13 protein-coding genes and 1 pseudogene are annotated in these 15,047 nt (G+C 35.6%); 9 read left to right on the top strand and 5 right to left on the bottom strand.

Translation table 11 applies throughout. The annotated features are described in order from the left end of the window. Positions 1-3: 3 nt before the first annotated feature. Together ACNQGD_RS05115 and ACNQGD_RS05110 are read right to left on the bottom strand one after the other, a co-directional pair. Entirely contained in the window at positions 4-1,605 is a 1,602-nt protein-coding gene (locus tag ACNQGD_RS05115) for a DUF4270 domain-containing protein (RefSeq protein WP_417998521.1), read from the bottom strand. Between the two features lie 21 nt (positions 1,606-1,626). Further along, complete coding sequence (locus ACNQGD_RS05110; protein ID WP_417993075.1) at positions 1,627-2,433, bottom strand: glycogen/starch synthase; 807 nt, start codon at positions 2,431-2,433, stop codon at positions 1,627-1,629. A gap of 108 nt (positions 2,434-2,541) precedes the next feature. On the opposite strand from ACNQGD_RS05110, the gene panC reads away from it, so the two are divergent. The 8 genes and pseudogenes from panC to ACNQGD_RS05070 all read left to right on the top strand — a co-directional run bounded on the left by panC (position 2,542) and on the right by ACNQGD_RS05070 (position 9,979). Next, positions 2,542-3,390: a pantoate--beta-alanine ligase gene (gene panC, locus ACNQGD_RS05105; RefSeq protein ID WP_417998520.1), complete on the top strand. Its 849-nt coding sequence runs from the start codon at positions 2,542-2,544 to the stop codon at positions 3,388-3,390. A gap of 14 nt (positions 3,391-3,404) precedes the next feature. Next, entirely contained in the window at positions 3,405-3,755 is a 351-nt protein-coding gene (gene panD, locus ACNQGD_RS05100; protein ID WP_131991043.1) for an aspartate 1-decarboxylase, read from the top strand. Between the two features lie 298 nt (positions 3,756-4,053). Continuing rightward, positions 4,054-5,283 carry an alpha/beta hydrolase gene (locus ACNQGD_RS05095; RefSeq protein ID WP_417998519.1) on the top strand — a complete coding sequence of 410 codons (1,230 nt, stop codon included), beginning with the start codon at positions 4,054-4,056 and terminating at the stop codon, positions 5,281-5,283. After that, complete coding sequence (radA, locus tag ACNQGD_RS05090; protein WP_417993078.1) at positions 5,201-6,562, top strand: DNA repair protein RadA; 1,362 nt, start codon at positions 5,201-5,203, stop codon at positions 6,560-6,562. Before ACNQGD_RS05095 ends, radA begins: the two co-directional genes overlap by 83 nt. A 16-nt stretch (positions 6,563-6,578) precedes the next feature. Next, positions 6,579-6,863: pseudogene (locus ACNQGD_RS05085) on the top strand (hypothetical protein); the annotation flags it as partial. 65 nt (positions 6,864-6,928) lie between these two features. Further along, positions 6,929-7,333 (top strand): hypothetical protein, encoded by a 405-nt coding sequence (locus ACNQGD_RS05080; protein ID WP_417993080.1) that lies wholly within the window; start codon positions 6,929-6,931, stop codon positions 7,331-7,333. A 42-nt stretch (positions 7,334-7,375) separates the two neighbouring features. Further along, a complete protein-coding gene (locus ACNQGD_RS05075) occupies positions 7,376-7,810 on the top strand; it encodes a hypothetical protein (protein ID WP_417995637.1) in 435 nt (144 codons plus the stop codon). A gap of 201 nt (positions 7,811-8,011) precedes the next feature. Beyond that, positions 8,012-9,979 (top strand): transglycosylase domain-containing protein, encoded by a 1,968-nt coding sequence (locus ACNQGD_RS05070; RefSeq protein WP_417998518.1) that lies wholly within the window; start codon positions 8,012-8,014, stop codon positions 9,977-9,979. Positions 9,980-10,029: 50 nt separating this feature from the next. Here ACNQGD_RS05070 and ACNQGD_RS05065 read toward each other — a convergent pair whose 3' ends face one another. The 3 genes from ACNQGD_RS05065 to ACNQGD_RS05055 all read right to left on the bottom strand — a co-directional run bounded on the left by ACNQGD_RS05065 (position 10,030) and on the right by ACNQGD_RS05055 (position 13,019). Beyond that, a complete protein-coding gene (locus ACNQGD_RS05065; protein WP_417998517.1) occupies positions 10,030-11,067 on the bottom strand; it encodes an aldo/keto reductase in 1,038 nt (345 codons plus the stop codon). A 76-nt stretch (positions 11,068-11,143) separates the two neighbouring features. Further along, complete coding sequence (locus ACNQGD_RS05060) at positions 11,144-12,085, bottom strand: OmpA family protein (protein ID WP_417995640.1); 942 nt, start codon at positions 12,083-12,085, stop codon at positions 11,144-11,146. 172 nt (positions 12,086-12,257) lie between these two features. Next, positions 12,258-13,019, bottom strand: coding sequence for an exodeoxyribonuclease III (locus ACNQGD_RS05055; RefSeq protein ID WP_417998516.1), 762 nt, complete (start codon positions 13,017-13,019; stop codon positions 12,258-12,260). A gap of 199 nt (positions 13,020-13,218) precedes the next feature. On the opposite strand from ACNQGD_RS05055, the gene ACNQGD_RS05050 reads away from it, so the two are divergent. Further along, positions 13,219-15,021, top strand: a complete 1,803-nt coding sequence (locus ACNQGD_RS05050) for a GNAT family N-acyltransferase (protein ID WP_417993086.1) — start codon at positions 13,219-13,221, stop codon at positions 15,019-15,021. The last annotated feature ends 26 nt before the right edge of the window (positions 15,022-15,047 follow it).

Raw genomic sequence — 15,047 nt, 5'->3', positions numbered from 1 at the left:
ACTTTAATTAGGTTTTGTATAATAAATTTCAAGCTTTAATCTCTTATCATCAGGAACCGTGGATTTACCTCCAAATAAAATAGTTCCCAAAGGATTCATTACAGATGCTTTTGGCGCTCCAGAAATAAAAGCGTTTGGAGTTCTTAACTTATGAGAAGCTATTGTTGCAATATCTTCTGTAACTACCAAACCCAATTTAACATTAGTTGAATCTTTATATTTAACAAGATTTATAATTTGATTTGTAACCCTAATTTTATAGGTAACGCCTCTTTTACTGGTAGCGTTTGTATTTACATTACCATCAAAAACAATTTTTGATTTTTTAGCATCTAAACTATTTGAGGTAACATCTAAATAATAATCAACAATAGGGCGGTTATTATTAAAATCATATAAATAAATTCTTCGTGGCTCATAATTATTGGCCATGGTCGCTGCATCAATATGAAAAACCAAATTAGCTTCATTAATCAACCATCCACTATTCCTGATTGCTTCTAATTCTCCTGGAGTATTAAAAAGACTTATCACAGCAACAGATCCCTCACCCCCTTTTAAAAATAATTTATCATCACCTTCGGCTGTATTTCCCGTAGTAGGCAAAGCATTATAAGCAAGTCCGCTTCCCGAAAAATCAGTATTCAATAAACTCACTGAATTTCCGGTCATGTCAAGAACTATAGTTTTTTTAACTCGTGTGATTGTAGTTACACCACCAGTTGTTGTTGACAAATCTTCATTGTATTTTAAAGTAATTTTTCCGGCTTTAAAATTTAACATTGCTAAATTTCCGGCACTACTTCCTGATTTTTCCATTTTAAAATAAAGCCCTCTGAAATACTCTTTAAAAACATCATTTGTAGCCAATTTTCCAGACGCTACAGCATCAATTATTTTTGTCTTAAAAAACCCTTTATTCAGATTCAATTGCATTCCCGGTGGAGTTCTTGCAGTGGTAACCACTTTAGTAATCGAATCTGTTGTAGTCACAACGTGTTCTGCTGGTTCAAAGAAAAAAGCATCGTTTTGAGCCAAATTGGAATCATCATTTAAACGATTTGGTTTTTTAACATTATCAAATTCAGCATTTTGATTCGTAAAATATTTTTGAGGCTGTTTAAATCCACCTATTGGATCTGCATCTCTCATATAAAAACCCGACTCGTAAACACTTAGTTTCATCACGGCCTTTTCAGTCCCATAAATAGAATCCAATACATAATCGCGACTTCCATCTGTTTTTGTAACCGTTTTTGACGCATCAAAATAATACGGAATAGTCAACACTACACTTTCAATATAAGGTCTTGTACCAATCGTCGTTATCGTTGCAGGCAAAGTCAATTGAGTGCCAAAATTGGCCGTTGTTTCTCCAAAATTCGAGTTGTTATAAATTCCCAAAGGATTCACCACAAGATCATTAGATTGAATAGGCCCTGTTTTTTGATTGTAAGCTAAAACATTGTACGTTTCTTTTTTGAGATCAAAATTGTTTTCACCAATTAAATCACCTCCAATTTCATTATAATCTTTATCACAAGAATATAAAAAAACAACACTCGCAACTACCAGAATTTTCTTAAAAAAAGAATTATTGTACATATTTATTAAAAAAAGTTTAATTTAAAGAACCTCGTTTCTATAGAAATTAGTATACGCTTCTGCGAATGCATCTTTCGGTGCGAAAGGTAAAAAAGGTTTTCCTGAAGATTCTATAAATTTTGTTAAACTTGGAGTCAGGTTTTCTGATGCAATAATTACCGCATCAGAGTGCTTGATGGTTGCCTTAATAATGTTTTCGTAGTCTGGAATTTCCAGATCAGCAATTGCCTCATCAGGAATACCGTCAAATTTCACTTTATTAATCATTTCCACATCTAAAGTCCCTTCAAAAGACTGACTGTAAACCGAAGTAACAATCTTTGTCTCTGAAAACAAAGCTTCATTTTTGTAAAAATGCTTCATATAAATGGGCAACATAGCAGCCATCCATCCATGAACGTGAATAATATCAGGAACCCAATTGAGTTTTTTTACCGTTTCAACAACTCCTTTTGCAAAGAAAATCGCACGTTCGTCATTATCAGGATACATTACACCTTCTTCATCAGCAAATGTGGCTTTCCTTTTGAAATACTCATCATTATCAATAAAATAAACTTGTATTCTTTCTTTTGGTATGGAAGCCACTTTTATAATCAAAGGCATATCCAAGTCGTTCACTACCAAATTCATCCCCGAAAGTCTAATTACTTCGTGCAATTGATGTCTTCTTTCGTTAATATTGCCATACCTTGGCATAAAAATTCTTATCTGTCCACCTTGATCGTTAATCATTTTCGGCACGTCGTAAGACATTAAAGAAACCTCATTTTCAGCGAGATAAGGCACCACTTCAGATGATACATATAATATCCTCTTATCTTTCATATTATAATTTACTTAATTTATTGGCAATAAAAACCATGCAAAATTACAAAATTTTATGCAGTTATTAACTAAAATAGTAAGTTTGCATTTAATTTTAATAATACTGCCATGCATATTTTCTACGGAAAAGCATCTTTAATCGACTATTTGAAATCAATAAAAACCATCCAATCCACCATTGGATTTGTTCCTACCATGGGCGCTTTACATCAAGGTCATTTGGCATTAATGCAAAAATCATTACTGGAGAATGAAAATACTGTTGTAAGTATTTTTGTTAATCCAACACAATTTAACAATCCTGAAGATTTAGCAAAATACCCAAGAACATTGGAAGAAGACGTAAAAAAACTTACTGCTTTAAATCCAAATATAATTTTATACGCCCCATCTGTTGAAGACATTTATGACGGAAAACCTCTTGCTCAATCCTTCGATTTTGATGGACTTGAAAATCAAATGGAAGGCAAATTCAGACCCGGACATTTTAATGGCGTAGGCACGATTGTAAAACGTCTTTTTGAAATAGTGACACCTACAACCGCCTATTTTGGTGAAAAAGATTTTCAACAATTACAAATTGTCAAAAAAATGGTCACCAAAAACCACTTACAAGTAAACGTAATTGGCTGTCCTATATATAGAGAATCTAACGATCTTGCAATGAGTTCCAGGAACGAACGTTTATCAGCGCAAGAAAGAGACGAAGCGGCTATTATTTATAGAACACTAACCGCCGTAAAAGAAAAGTTTACAACCAATAGCACCGTAGTTATTTCAGAATGGGTGCAAAAATCATTCGACAAGAACACGCGCTTCACATTAGAATATTTTGTAATTGCTGACGAAGCGACTCTTTTACCTTGTACCCGAAAAAATAAAAACAAAAAATACCGTGCGTTCATTGCGGTACTTGTCAATAATATTCGATTGATTGACACCATTTCATTAAATTAATTTACTTTTGTAGCATGCAAATTCAAGTCGTAAAATCAAAAATACACCGAGTAAAAGTAACTGGAGCCGATTTAAATTATATCGGTAGCATTACCATAGACGAAGCTTTACTGGAAGCCTCCAACATCATTGAAGGAGAAAGAGTATTCATCGTAAACATCAACAATGGCGAACGCTTTGACACCTATGCCATTAAAGGTGAAAAAAATTCGGGCATCATAACCTTAAACGGTCCCGCTGCCAGAAAAGTACAAAAAGACGATATTATTATCATTATTTCGTATGCAATTCTAGAATTTGAAGAAGCCAAAACCTTCAAGCCTTGGATTATTTTCCCTAACGAAAATGACAATTCTTTGACCTAATTCTTAAGAGCATAAATATGTACTGACATACTTTTAAAAAAAGACAAACTCTTTTTTATCACTCAAAGTAAAGGCATTTACCTTCATAAAATACTGAATCGCTGATTTTACAACTCAAAATCAGCGATTCATTTGTTTTTTGTTTGAAGCATTTTCAACGGATTAAATCCTATTTATTTTTCTAAAAAGCAAGTGCAATTCTGGCGCCTTAATTTTTCTTGTTTTTAAAATAAAAGTAAATAAAGTATTATATTGCTGTCTTATTTAGGTGTATTTTAATTTCTAAACGCTCCAAATTATGAAACAACTACTACTATTCTTGTTTTTCTCTATTACAGCATTTTCACAAAAAACCACCATACCATTTGATTCAAATTCGTTAGGCGAAAGCCGTGAAATTACAATTGGCCTACCGCCTTCTTTCGAAAAAAACCAAAATAAAAAGTACCCAATACTTATTTTACTCGATGGCGATTACTTATTTGACCCGTTTTACGGCGCTTTGAATTACGGTGCTTACTGGGATGATTTACCAGAAATGATTGTCGTTGGCATAAGCCAAAACAAAAATAACGAACGCATTGACGACTGCACTTATGATGAAGCAGATGGAGTTCCTTCCGGAAAAGGCGCAAAATTCTTTGAGTTTATTGGTGCCGAATTACTTCCGTACCTCGAAAAAAAATATCCTGTTGCACCCTTCCGAATCATTGCCGGACACGACACTACGGCGGGATTTTTAAACTTTTTCCTGTACAAAGACAATCCTATTTTCAATGGATATATTTCAATGAGTCCGGAATTCGCCCCTGAAATGGAAAACCGCATTCCAGAAAAACTTTCAAATTTAAAACAGCCTATTTTTTATTATCAATCCAATGGTGATGGTGACATAAAAAAAATTCAGGAGTCTATAAAAAAACTAGATGAAAACATAAAACAGGTTACTAATCCTGAACTAAATTACAAGTTCTATAATTTTAAGGGCGCATCACACTATTCGCTTGTACTGTACTCGATTCCAAATGCTTTATACCAATTTTTCGATGCCTACAAACCCATTTCATCTACTGAATACAGCGAAAAAATTGCTGTGTTGCAATCCGGTTACGTAGATTATTTGACCAATAAATATGCTGCTTTGTACAAAAGCTTAGGCTTAAAGATACCAATTCGCCTAAACGATTTCAAAGCCATTGAAGCGGCAATTCTAAAAAATAAAGCCTACCCCGAATTGGATAAATTAGCTGAAATTGCCAATAAAAATTATCCGAAATCAATGCTTGCAGATTATGAATTAGCTTTAATGTATGAAAAAATGGGCGACCCGAAAAAAGCGGCAAAACGATACCAAACCGCGTCCCAATTAGAAGAAATTGGGGATCTGACAAAAAACATGATGATGGAAAAATACGATAACATGATCAGCCAAACACCAAAAAATAATGTCGAAAGTAAAAACAACTTTTTTTTGCCAAAACTGTGGCGCACAATATGCAAAATGGCAAGGACAATGCAATTCTTGTAAAGAATGGAATACCATTGCGGAAGAAATTATCCAAAAACAGGAAAAAACAGCTTGGAAAAGCGAAACTACTTCCAGCAGTAAAGCACCAAAACCGTTACGAATTAACGAAATTGATTCTGCTCAGGAAATCCGAATGGACACTACTGATGGAGAATTAAATCGCGTATTGGGTGGCGGAATCGTTCCTGGTTCATTGATTCTTTTGGGCGGGGAACCCGGTATTGGTAAAAGCACACTGTTACTGCAAATTTCTTTAAAATTACCGTATAAAACCTTATATGTTTCGGGCGAAGAAAGTCAGAAACAAATAAAAATGCGTGCCGAAAGAATCACGCCGAGCGGTGACAATTGCTATATTCTTACCGAAACCAAAACACAAAACATCTTCAAGCAAATTGAAGCTATTCAACCGGAAATCGTGATTATCGATTCCATTCAAACCTTGCATACGGATTATATTGAATCCACTCCCGGAAGTATTTCTCAAATTAGAGAAACGACTGCCGAATTGATAAAATTTGCCAAAGAAACCAATATTCCCGTGATTCTGATTGGTCATATTACCAAAGACGGAAACATTGCCGGACCAAAAATTCTGGAACACATGGTGGACACGGTTTTACAGTTTGAAGGCGATAGAAACCACGTATACCGCATTTTACGTTCGTTAAAAAACCGTTTTGGTTCCACTGCCGAAATCGGGATTTATGAAATGCTGGGCAACGGTTTGCGCGAAGTTTCTAATCCTTCAGAGATATTGATTTCACACAAAGACGAAGAATTATCCGGAACCGCAATTGCCTCCACATTAGAAGGCATGCGTCCTTTGATGATTGAAATCCAAGCCTTGGTAAGCACCGCCGTTTATGGAACACCGCAACGCAGTACTACGGGTTATAATGCGAAAAGACTCAATATGATTCTGGCCGTTTTAGAGAAAAGAGCCGGTTTTAGGCTTGGCGCCAAAGACGTTTTCCTGAACATAACCGGAGGAATTTCAGTAGATGATCCGGCGATAGATCTGGCTGTTGTCGCCGCCATTTTATCCTCAAATGAAGATATTGCAGTGAATAAAGATTTTTGCTTTGCCGGTGAAGTGGGACTTTCAGGGGAAATACGTCCCGTAAACCGCGTGGATCAACGCATTCAGGAAGCAGAAAAATTAGGCTTTTCGACCATTTTCGTATCCAAATACAATAAAATTGCCTTGAAAAATACCGGAATTAAAATCCGATTAGTAGCGAAAATTGAAGATGTGGCGAGTGAGTTGTTTGGTTGATTTTAAAAACACAATGAAAAATGAAAGAGAATGGCAAGCGTATTACGAAATGCTTTTTCATAAAAAATTCTCTCAAATTCCTGAACTTCCAAATTTTCACAAACGCTTCTTTGCCAAAAAAGCCTTGGAATACTATAATCGGATGGGGAAAGGTTCTGAACTTCAATTAAAATACGCCAATCAAAAACTTAAAAACAGACAATCTGCTGTCGTTTCTGGATACAAAAATCAAATAATTCTCTTTCTGTTTCTTCGATTTACTTTACAGAAATTGATGTTAAATATTTCCTATTTTAAATAACAAATCTGGAATAAAACTCATTATTTTTCGTAACTTTATGTTTAACAACTATTTACGAAAATAAAATGAAGCCTTCACACCAAACCATGACTCATTTATACGAACATTTAGGCAAAGTGTTCTATTCTATTGCGGCCATAGACAAAACCGTTGGTAAAGAAGAAATCGAAAAACTGAAACAAATTATAAAGACGGAATGGCTTCCGCTGGAAAACAGTTTTAATGAATTTGGCGATGATACCGCTTATGAAATCGAGATTGTTTTTGACTGGCTTGTCGCCAATGAATGGGAATTGGAACAGGTGACTCCCGACTTTAAAATTTTCAGAGCAGAACACCAACACTTGTTTACTCCAGAAATTAATGCCTTAATCCTAAAAACCGCCAACGCCATAGCTTCTTCCTTTTCAGGACAAAACAAATCAGAAAACGTTTTAATAAAGCAACTAGGCACGATTCTGTTGCAATAAAACAGCAAAAAACAATCTACTTTAATTTAAAATTGTAAAGACATGAAAAGACAAACTGGCATTTGGATAGACTCCTCAAAAGCAATAATTGTTGCTCTTGATGGTGATACAGAAAAAATTACCGAGATAGATTCTGAGGTTGAAAACAAGGTACATCATAATGACGAAGGTAATAAGGGAACTTTCTCAGGAGTTCATCATGGCAATAGCGACAAAAAATTTGACGACCGAAAAAAACAAGAGCTGGATTATTTTATAAAATCAGTCCTTTCTTATGTAAAAAAATCAGATGAAATTATTGTTTTTGGTCCGGCACAGACCAAAACAAAACTGGAACAAAAATTAATGACGGATCATTTAATTGAACCCGGAAAACTAAAAGCAGTAGAAACAGCAGATAAAATGACCTTAAACCAAATTGTGGAAAAAGTAAGACGCTTTTATAACCCGTTTGAGTATAAAGAACCTAAGCCATAACGCTAATTTAAACGCTATCCGAAAATAAAAAAACTACAACGCTTTACAGGTTGTAGTTTTTTCATTTGAAAAAATCATTTCCCTCAATCAATATTCTAAAGAAAACCATAAAAACCTTTCCCTTAGTATTATTTTCCTTTTCTTTATGGCCGAGATTTCAAGTGCCTTGTATTTTAGATTGTATTACTTATTAAACTATTTATGAAAACCGGAAAACAAAAACTAATTCTAGCGGCAAAAATACTTTTTGTATTGTTTGTCACTTTAATTATTGCTTTTTATATCTTTCGAGATGCCGTTTTACAACAAACAATAGCAAAAGTTTCCAATGAAATGGAAGTGGATTACAACAGTACTTTCACGATAAAAAAAGCTTCTTTTGACGGATTATCAGGGCTAAATCTTACCGAAATAATACTGGTTCCAAAAAATGCAGACACTCTTTTTAAAATACAAAAATTAAAAACCAGCGTTAATCTATGGCTCCTTATAACGGGCGATGTCCAACTTGGAACTTTAGAAGTCCAAAACGGTTTTGTCCAGTTGGTAAAAAAAGGAAAAGTGAGAAATTTTGATGCTTTTCTAAAAAAAGACACTCAAACAGAAATACGCGACGAGAAAAGAGATTACGCCCAGTTTGCCTACAGAATAATTTCAAAAGCACTGAATTTAGTCCCAACGGATATGATTCTGGAAAATCTGTCTTTCAGACTCAATGATGACGGAAAAAAGGCAACAATCAATTTCCAAAAACTGCGATTGGTCAATAAACAACTTGAAACTTCGATAAAAGTTCAAACAAACACCATTTCACAACGATGGAGAATCAAAGGATTTGCCGATCCAAGAAATAAAAAAGCGGATATTCGTTTTGTCAATATTGATACGGGCGCCATCAAAATGCCGTATTTAGACGAGCGTTTCAACCTGAAATCAAGCTTTGACTCTATTCGATTGAATATTCAAAATATAGATAAAGATGGTGATGCATTGCATATTGACGGCTTTATGGCTATTGCCAATTTAAAAATTAACCATCCGAAAATTGCCAGTAAGGATGTAATCCTCAAGAATGCTAAATTTGATTACCGATTCTTATTGGGTTCTGATTTTATTTCGATTGACAGCAGCTCAACGGTTCAGTTGAATAAAATAAAATTTCATCCCTACGTGGCTTACGAAACCGAAAAAGATACGATTTACAAACTCAAAGTAAACATCCCAAAGATGAAAGCGCAGGACTTTATCACCTCGCTTCCTGACGGTTTATTTACCCACTTTCAGGGAATGGAAGCGAGTGGTACTTTTGATTATAAATTGGATTTTGCCTTCAACCAAAACAAACCCAATCAGCTGGTTTTTGACAGTAAATTGAAGAAAGAAAATCTGAAAATCACCAAATACGGAGAAGCCAATCTCAACAAACTTAATGGCGAATTTGTCTATCGGGCACTTATAAAAAATGTGTTGCAACGTCCGATTTTAGTTGGTTCTGCCAATCCAAATTATACGCCTTTAGACCAAATTTCACCGTATTTAAGAAAGTCAGTTTTGACAACTGAAGATCCTTCTTTCTTTTCACATCGTGGTTTTATCAGCGAGGCTTTCAAACAATCCATCGTAAAAAACATCAGAACTAAAAAATTCTCCCGTGGCGCCAGTACCATAAGCATGCAATTAGTAAAAAATGCTTTTCTGAGTCGGGAGAAAACCGTATCCCGCAAACTGGAGGAAATTTTATTGGTTTACATTCTGGAAAATAACCGGATTGTGAGCAAGGAACGCATGCTCGAAGTGTATTTTAATATTATCGAATGGGGTCCAAATGTATATGGAATTGGCGAAGCAAGTCAGTTTTATTTCCAAAAAGCACCTTCGGAATTATCTTTGAACGAATGCTTGTATCTCGCCCGTATTATTCCAAGTCCCAAGAAATTTATGTATCAGTTCAATGATCAAGGGATGTTGAAAGATTTTGCTGTAAAACAAGAATCTTTTCTAACGAATATTATGTTTCGAAGAGGACTTTTGACTCCTGAAGACACTATTTACAAGTCCTTACCCATACTGATTTCAGGACCTGCAAAATCTTTTATCAAATTCAAATTACAAGATTCAACGCAAATAAAAGTAGATTCTTTGGTTGTTGATGATGAATTTGATCTTTAATACTAAAAAAAAACCTGTCAGATTTTAGAACTCTGACAGGGTTTCATACTTTACGGTGCCGGATCAGGAATCACCGCTTGCACTTCATCAATTGCTTTTAAGATTTCATCCGAAAGTGACACTTGAATCGTATCAATATTTTCTTTTAATTGTTCCAATGTTGTGGCGCCGATAATCGTGCTGGTTACAAACGGCTGTTGGGCTATAAATGCCAAAGACAATTCCGTTAAAGTCAGTCCGTTTTTCTTTGCGATTTCCTGATACAATCTTGTAGCTTCGGTACTTTGTGCGCTGTTGTATCTGGAATACTGCGGAAACAACTTGATCCTGGCATTTGGATGTGCTTCACCAGTAAGGAATTTACCGGACAAAACCCCAAAAGCCATCGGTGAATATGCCAATAAACCTACATTTTCTCTCCGGCAAATTTCAGCGGAACCGTTTTCAAAAAGTCTGTTCAATAACGAATATGGATTTTGAATCGTTTTTACTCTTGGCAGGTTGTTGTATTTACTTTCCTCCAGAAAACGCATAATTCCCCACGGATTTTCATTTGAAAGTCCGATATGTTTGATTTTTCCTTCTTTGACAAAACCATCCAACGTTTCTAATACATTGTGAATGTTATCTTCCCAAGCATCATCTTGCACTTTGAAACCGCGTTGTCCAAAATAATTAGTTTTACGTTCCGGCCAATGCAATTGGTACACATCAATATAATCCGTTTGCAAGCGTTGCAAACTATTATCCAATGCAAACTTGATGCTTGCTGGCGAAAAATCTAATTTTTCTCTCATGTAGCCAAAATTAGGATTGGGTCCCGCAATTTTGGAAGCCAAAACTATTTCTTCTCTTTTACCAGATTTTTTAAACCAAGTTCCAAGGATTTTCTCTGTACTGCCATAGGTTTCCTGACGCCCTGGAACCGAATACATCTCGGCAGTATCAAAAAAATTAACTCCATTTTCTAAAGCATAATCCATTTGGGCATGACCATCAGCTTCCGTGTTTTGCTCTCCAAAAGTCATGGTTCCAAGGCAAATTTTGCTGACTTTTACATCAGTATTGGGTAAAGTAGTGTATTTCATAAAGTCATAAAGTTATAAAATCAAAAGTCATAAAGTCATAGGGGATTCATTATGACTTTATGACTTTCGACAAAGTTTAATTTATATCATTCAACATTTCGGCAATTTCATCTAATCTTGGTGTTAGAATGATTTCGATTCTACGGTTTTTCGCTTTTCCTTCAGCGGTTGCATTGCTCGCTAATGGCGAAAATTCTCCTCTTCCGGCAGCCGTTAGATTTTGTTTGTTGATTTTTTTGTTCTCGCTCAATATAGCAACTATTGCTGTCGCTCTTTTGGTTGATAAATCCCAGTTATCCGCAATTGGCCCAGAAGCTGAAAAAGCATCATCATCTGTATGTCCTTCAATAAGAACCGAAATTTCAGGGTTGTCACCCAAAACCTTCCCTAATTCTACCACTGCTTTTTTTCCTTCGGAACCTACCGACCAACTTCCGGAGTTGAAAAGTAATTTGTTCTCCATAGAAACATATACTTTCCCATTTTTTTGTTCTACTGTCAAGCCTTTTCCTTCAAAACTATTCAAAGCATTAGACAGTGTTTCTTTTAGTTTTTTCATACTGGCTTCCTTGGCAGCAATCAAGTCTTCTAATTCTTGCAAACGCTGTGCGCTTTTGCTGAGTCGCTCTTGTTCTAATGCCAATGCTTTTCCTTTTTCGTCTAGTTGATCCAGTAAATCCCTATTTTTCTTCATGTTGCTTTGCAAAGCCTCTCCGCTGTTTTTTTCTAAAGCGGCATAAGAATCCTGCAATACTTTGAATTTATTTTGAGCCGCAGCGTAATCTGCTTTTAATTTATCGAGTTCCGATTTGGATTTACTCAAATCCGTTTTTAAGCCGTCGCGGTCTAATTCTAATTGATTTTTAGTTGTTAGCAAATCGGTGTTTTCATCTGCTAAACTTCTGTTTTCTTTTTTTAAATCGGTGAACTTACTTTCTAAGTCGTTGTATATTTTCTTGGATACACAGGAGGTTGAAAGTGCCAATACTAATAATCCGATGGAAACTCTTTTAATCATTTTGTTTGTATTTATGTTGTTTCTAATGTTGTTTTGAAAGCAAAAATTCAAATTGTATTCGAATGCTCTAGCCCCGATAGAAGTGAAAATCCTTTTCTCTCGTTTTTTAACGAGAGAAAAGATTGCAATGGATAGCGGGAAATAGCTCCTCCTTGGACTGCGCTCAGGATGATTACTCTAATTCCACTAAAATAGGGCAATGGTCCGAATGCACGGCATCTGATAAAATAACGGCTCTTTTCAGTTTATGTTTTAAAGAATCGCTGACTAAATTGTAATCGATGCGCCAACCCTTGTTGTTTCCTCTGGCTCCGGCGCGGTAACTCCACCACGAATATTGGTGCGGCTCACTGTTGAAATGACGAAAACTATCTACAAATCCGGACTTCATGAATCCGTCGAGCCAAACTCTTTCCTGAGGCAAAAACCCGGAAACATTTTTGTTTCGGACAGGATCGTGAATGTCAATTGCCTCGTGGCAAATGTTGTAATCTCCACAGATTATCAGGTTTGGTGTGTCTTTTTTTAATTCGTTAATATAGTTTTGAAAATCATCCATAAAGGTGAATTTATGGCCCAATCGATCGATATTTGTCCCCGATGGCAGGTAGAGACTCATCACTGAAAAGTCATCAAAATCAGCCCGAAGGTTTCTGCCTTCGAAATCCATGTGGTGAATTCCAGTTCCATGAACCACATGATTGGGTTTAATTTTAGAAAGAATCGCTACGCCACTATATCCCTTTTTTGTTGCGGAATAATAATATTGGTACGGATATCCTGCTTTTGTAATATCATCTACCGGAATTTGGTCTTCGGTTGCCTTAATTTCCTGTAGGCAAATAATATCCGGATTTGCCTGTTGCAACCAATCAATAAATCCTTTTGAAATGGCAGCTCTAATTCCGTTTACGTTGTATGAAATAATTCTCATTAAAAGTTTTTTTTGAATTTCTTTCGAAAATTTTTTTGCCTGCGGTTGTCAGGAGTCCACTTTTTTATTTTCTAGGAAAATTTATATTGTTTGAATGTGGGTTCCAAATGTAACAAAAAACTAGAAGTTTGATTGAGAAAAATAGAGAAAATGGAGTTTTTTGCTATCTTTGTTTCTTGCTCTAAAAAATAAAAAATACATGGGTTTAGTAACCGCGAAAGAAGTTGCAAAAGCAATAAATGCAGACAAATACGGAGTTTTAGGGACTTTTTCTGGCTGGATGCTGATGAAGGTGCTAAAAATTTCGACCTTAAACAAAGTGTACGACAGAAATAAACATTTAAAAGACGTTGCTTTTTTAAATGGGATATTAGATGATTTACAAATAAAATTTGAAATTCCGGAAGAGGATTTAAAACGTTTCCCAAAAGACGGTGCCTATATCACGATTTCTAATCATCCGCTAGGAGGAATTGACGGTGTTTTATTGTTGAAATTAATGCTCGAAAGAGAACCAAATTTCAAGATTATAGCCAATTTTCTTTTGCATCGCATTGAGCCTCTCAAGAAATACATCATGCCGGTAAATCCTTTTGAAAATCATAAGGATGCTAAGTCAAGCGTGGTAGGAATTAAAGAAACCCTGCGTCATTTAAGCGATGGGAAACCCTTAGGAATGTTTCCTGCGGGAGAAGTTTCTACGTATAAAGACGGAAAATTAATGGTAGATAAACCGTGGGAAGAAGGCGCTATCAAAGTAATTAGAAAAGCCCAAGTCCCTGTTGTTCCTATTTATTTTCATGCCAAAAATAGTCGTTTATTTTATTTGCTTTCTAAAATAAGCAGCACTTTTAGAACTGCAAAACTGCCTTCGGAAGTGTTTAGCCAAAAACGTCGCGTGATTAAAGTGCGCATTGGTAAACAAATTTCGGTAAGTGAACAAAACGAACACGCAACGATTGAGGAATATTCAGAGTTTTTGAGAAAGAAAACATACATGCTGGCGAATCCTTTTGAAAAAGAAAGTCCTTTTTTACCGACACCCACATTGAAGCTTCCTAAAAGTCCGAAGAAAATTGTTACTGCCGCGAGTCAGGACAAAATGATTAAGGAAGTAGACGCTTTGCGAAGTACAGATTGCCGTCTTTTACAAAGTAAAAACTATGAAGTTTTCTTTGCAAGAGCCTCTAAAGTTCCAAATATCCTGCATGAAATTGGCCGTCTTAGAGAAATCACTTTCAGGGAAGTAGGCGAAGGGACAAACGAACCTATTGATTTAGACAAACACGATCAATATTACCATCACCTCTTTTTATGGGATGCTGATGCCAATAAAATTGCTGGTGCATACCGAATGGGATTGGGTTCAGAAATTTATCCGAAATACGGCATAAATGGTTTTTACCTCAATGATCTTTTTCGATTTGAACCTGAATTACATGACATGATGCACAAATCCATAGAAATGGGTCGCGCCTTCATCATCAAAGAATACCAACAGAAACCAATGCCTCTTTTCTTGCTTTGGAAAGGAATTATGCACACCACGTTGCGCTATCCCGAGCATAAATTTTTACTGGGAGGCGTGAGTATTAGCAATCAATTTTCAGATTTTTCGAAATCACTGATGATTGAATTCATGAAATCGAATTATTACGATCCGTATATTGCACAATACATTCACCCTAAGAAAGCCTATAAAGTAAAACTAAAAGATGCCGACAAAGATTTCATTTTCAACGAAACTGAATCGGATTTGAATAAGTTTGATAAAATTATCGATGAACTGGAACCCGGAAGTTTGCGTTTGCCTGTTTTGATAAAAAAATACATCAAACAAAATGCAAAAGTGGTTGCTTTTAATGTGGATCCGCTGTTTAACAATGCTGTTGATGGATTAATGTACATCCGAATTGCAGATATTCCGGAAAGCACGATGAAGCCCGTAATGGAAGAGTTTCAGAAAGAATTGGAACGAAAATTAAATGACAAAGACGATTGATTTCAGATTTCAGATTATATAAAAAA

It is taken from the genome of Flavobacterium glucosi, from assembly GCF_048286535.1.
Lineage (GTDB): Bacteria > Bacteroidota > Bacteroidia > Flavobacteriales > Flavobacteriaceae > Flavobacterium.
This window is presented reverse-complemented; position numbering and strand designations above follow the sequence as displayed.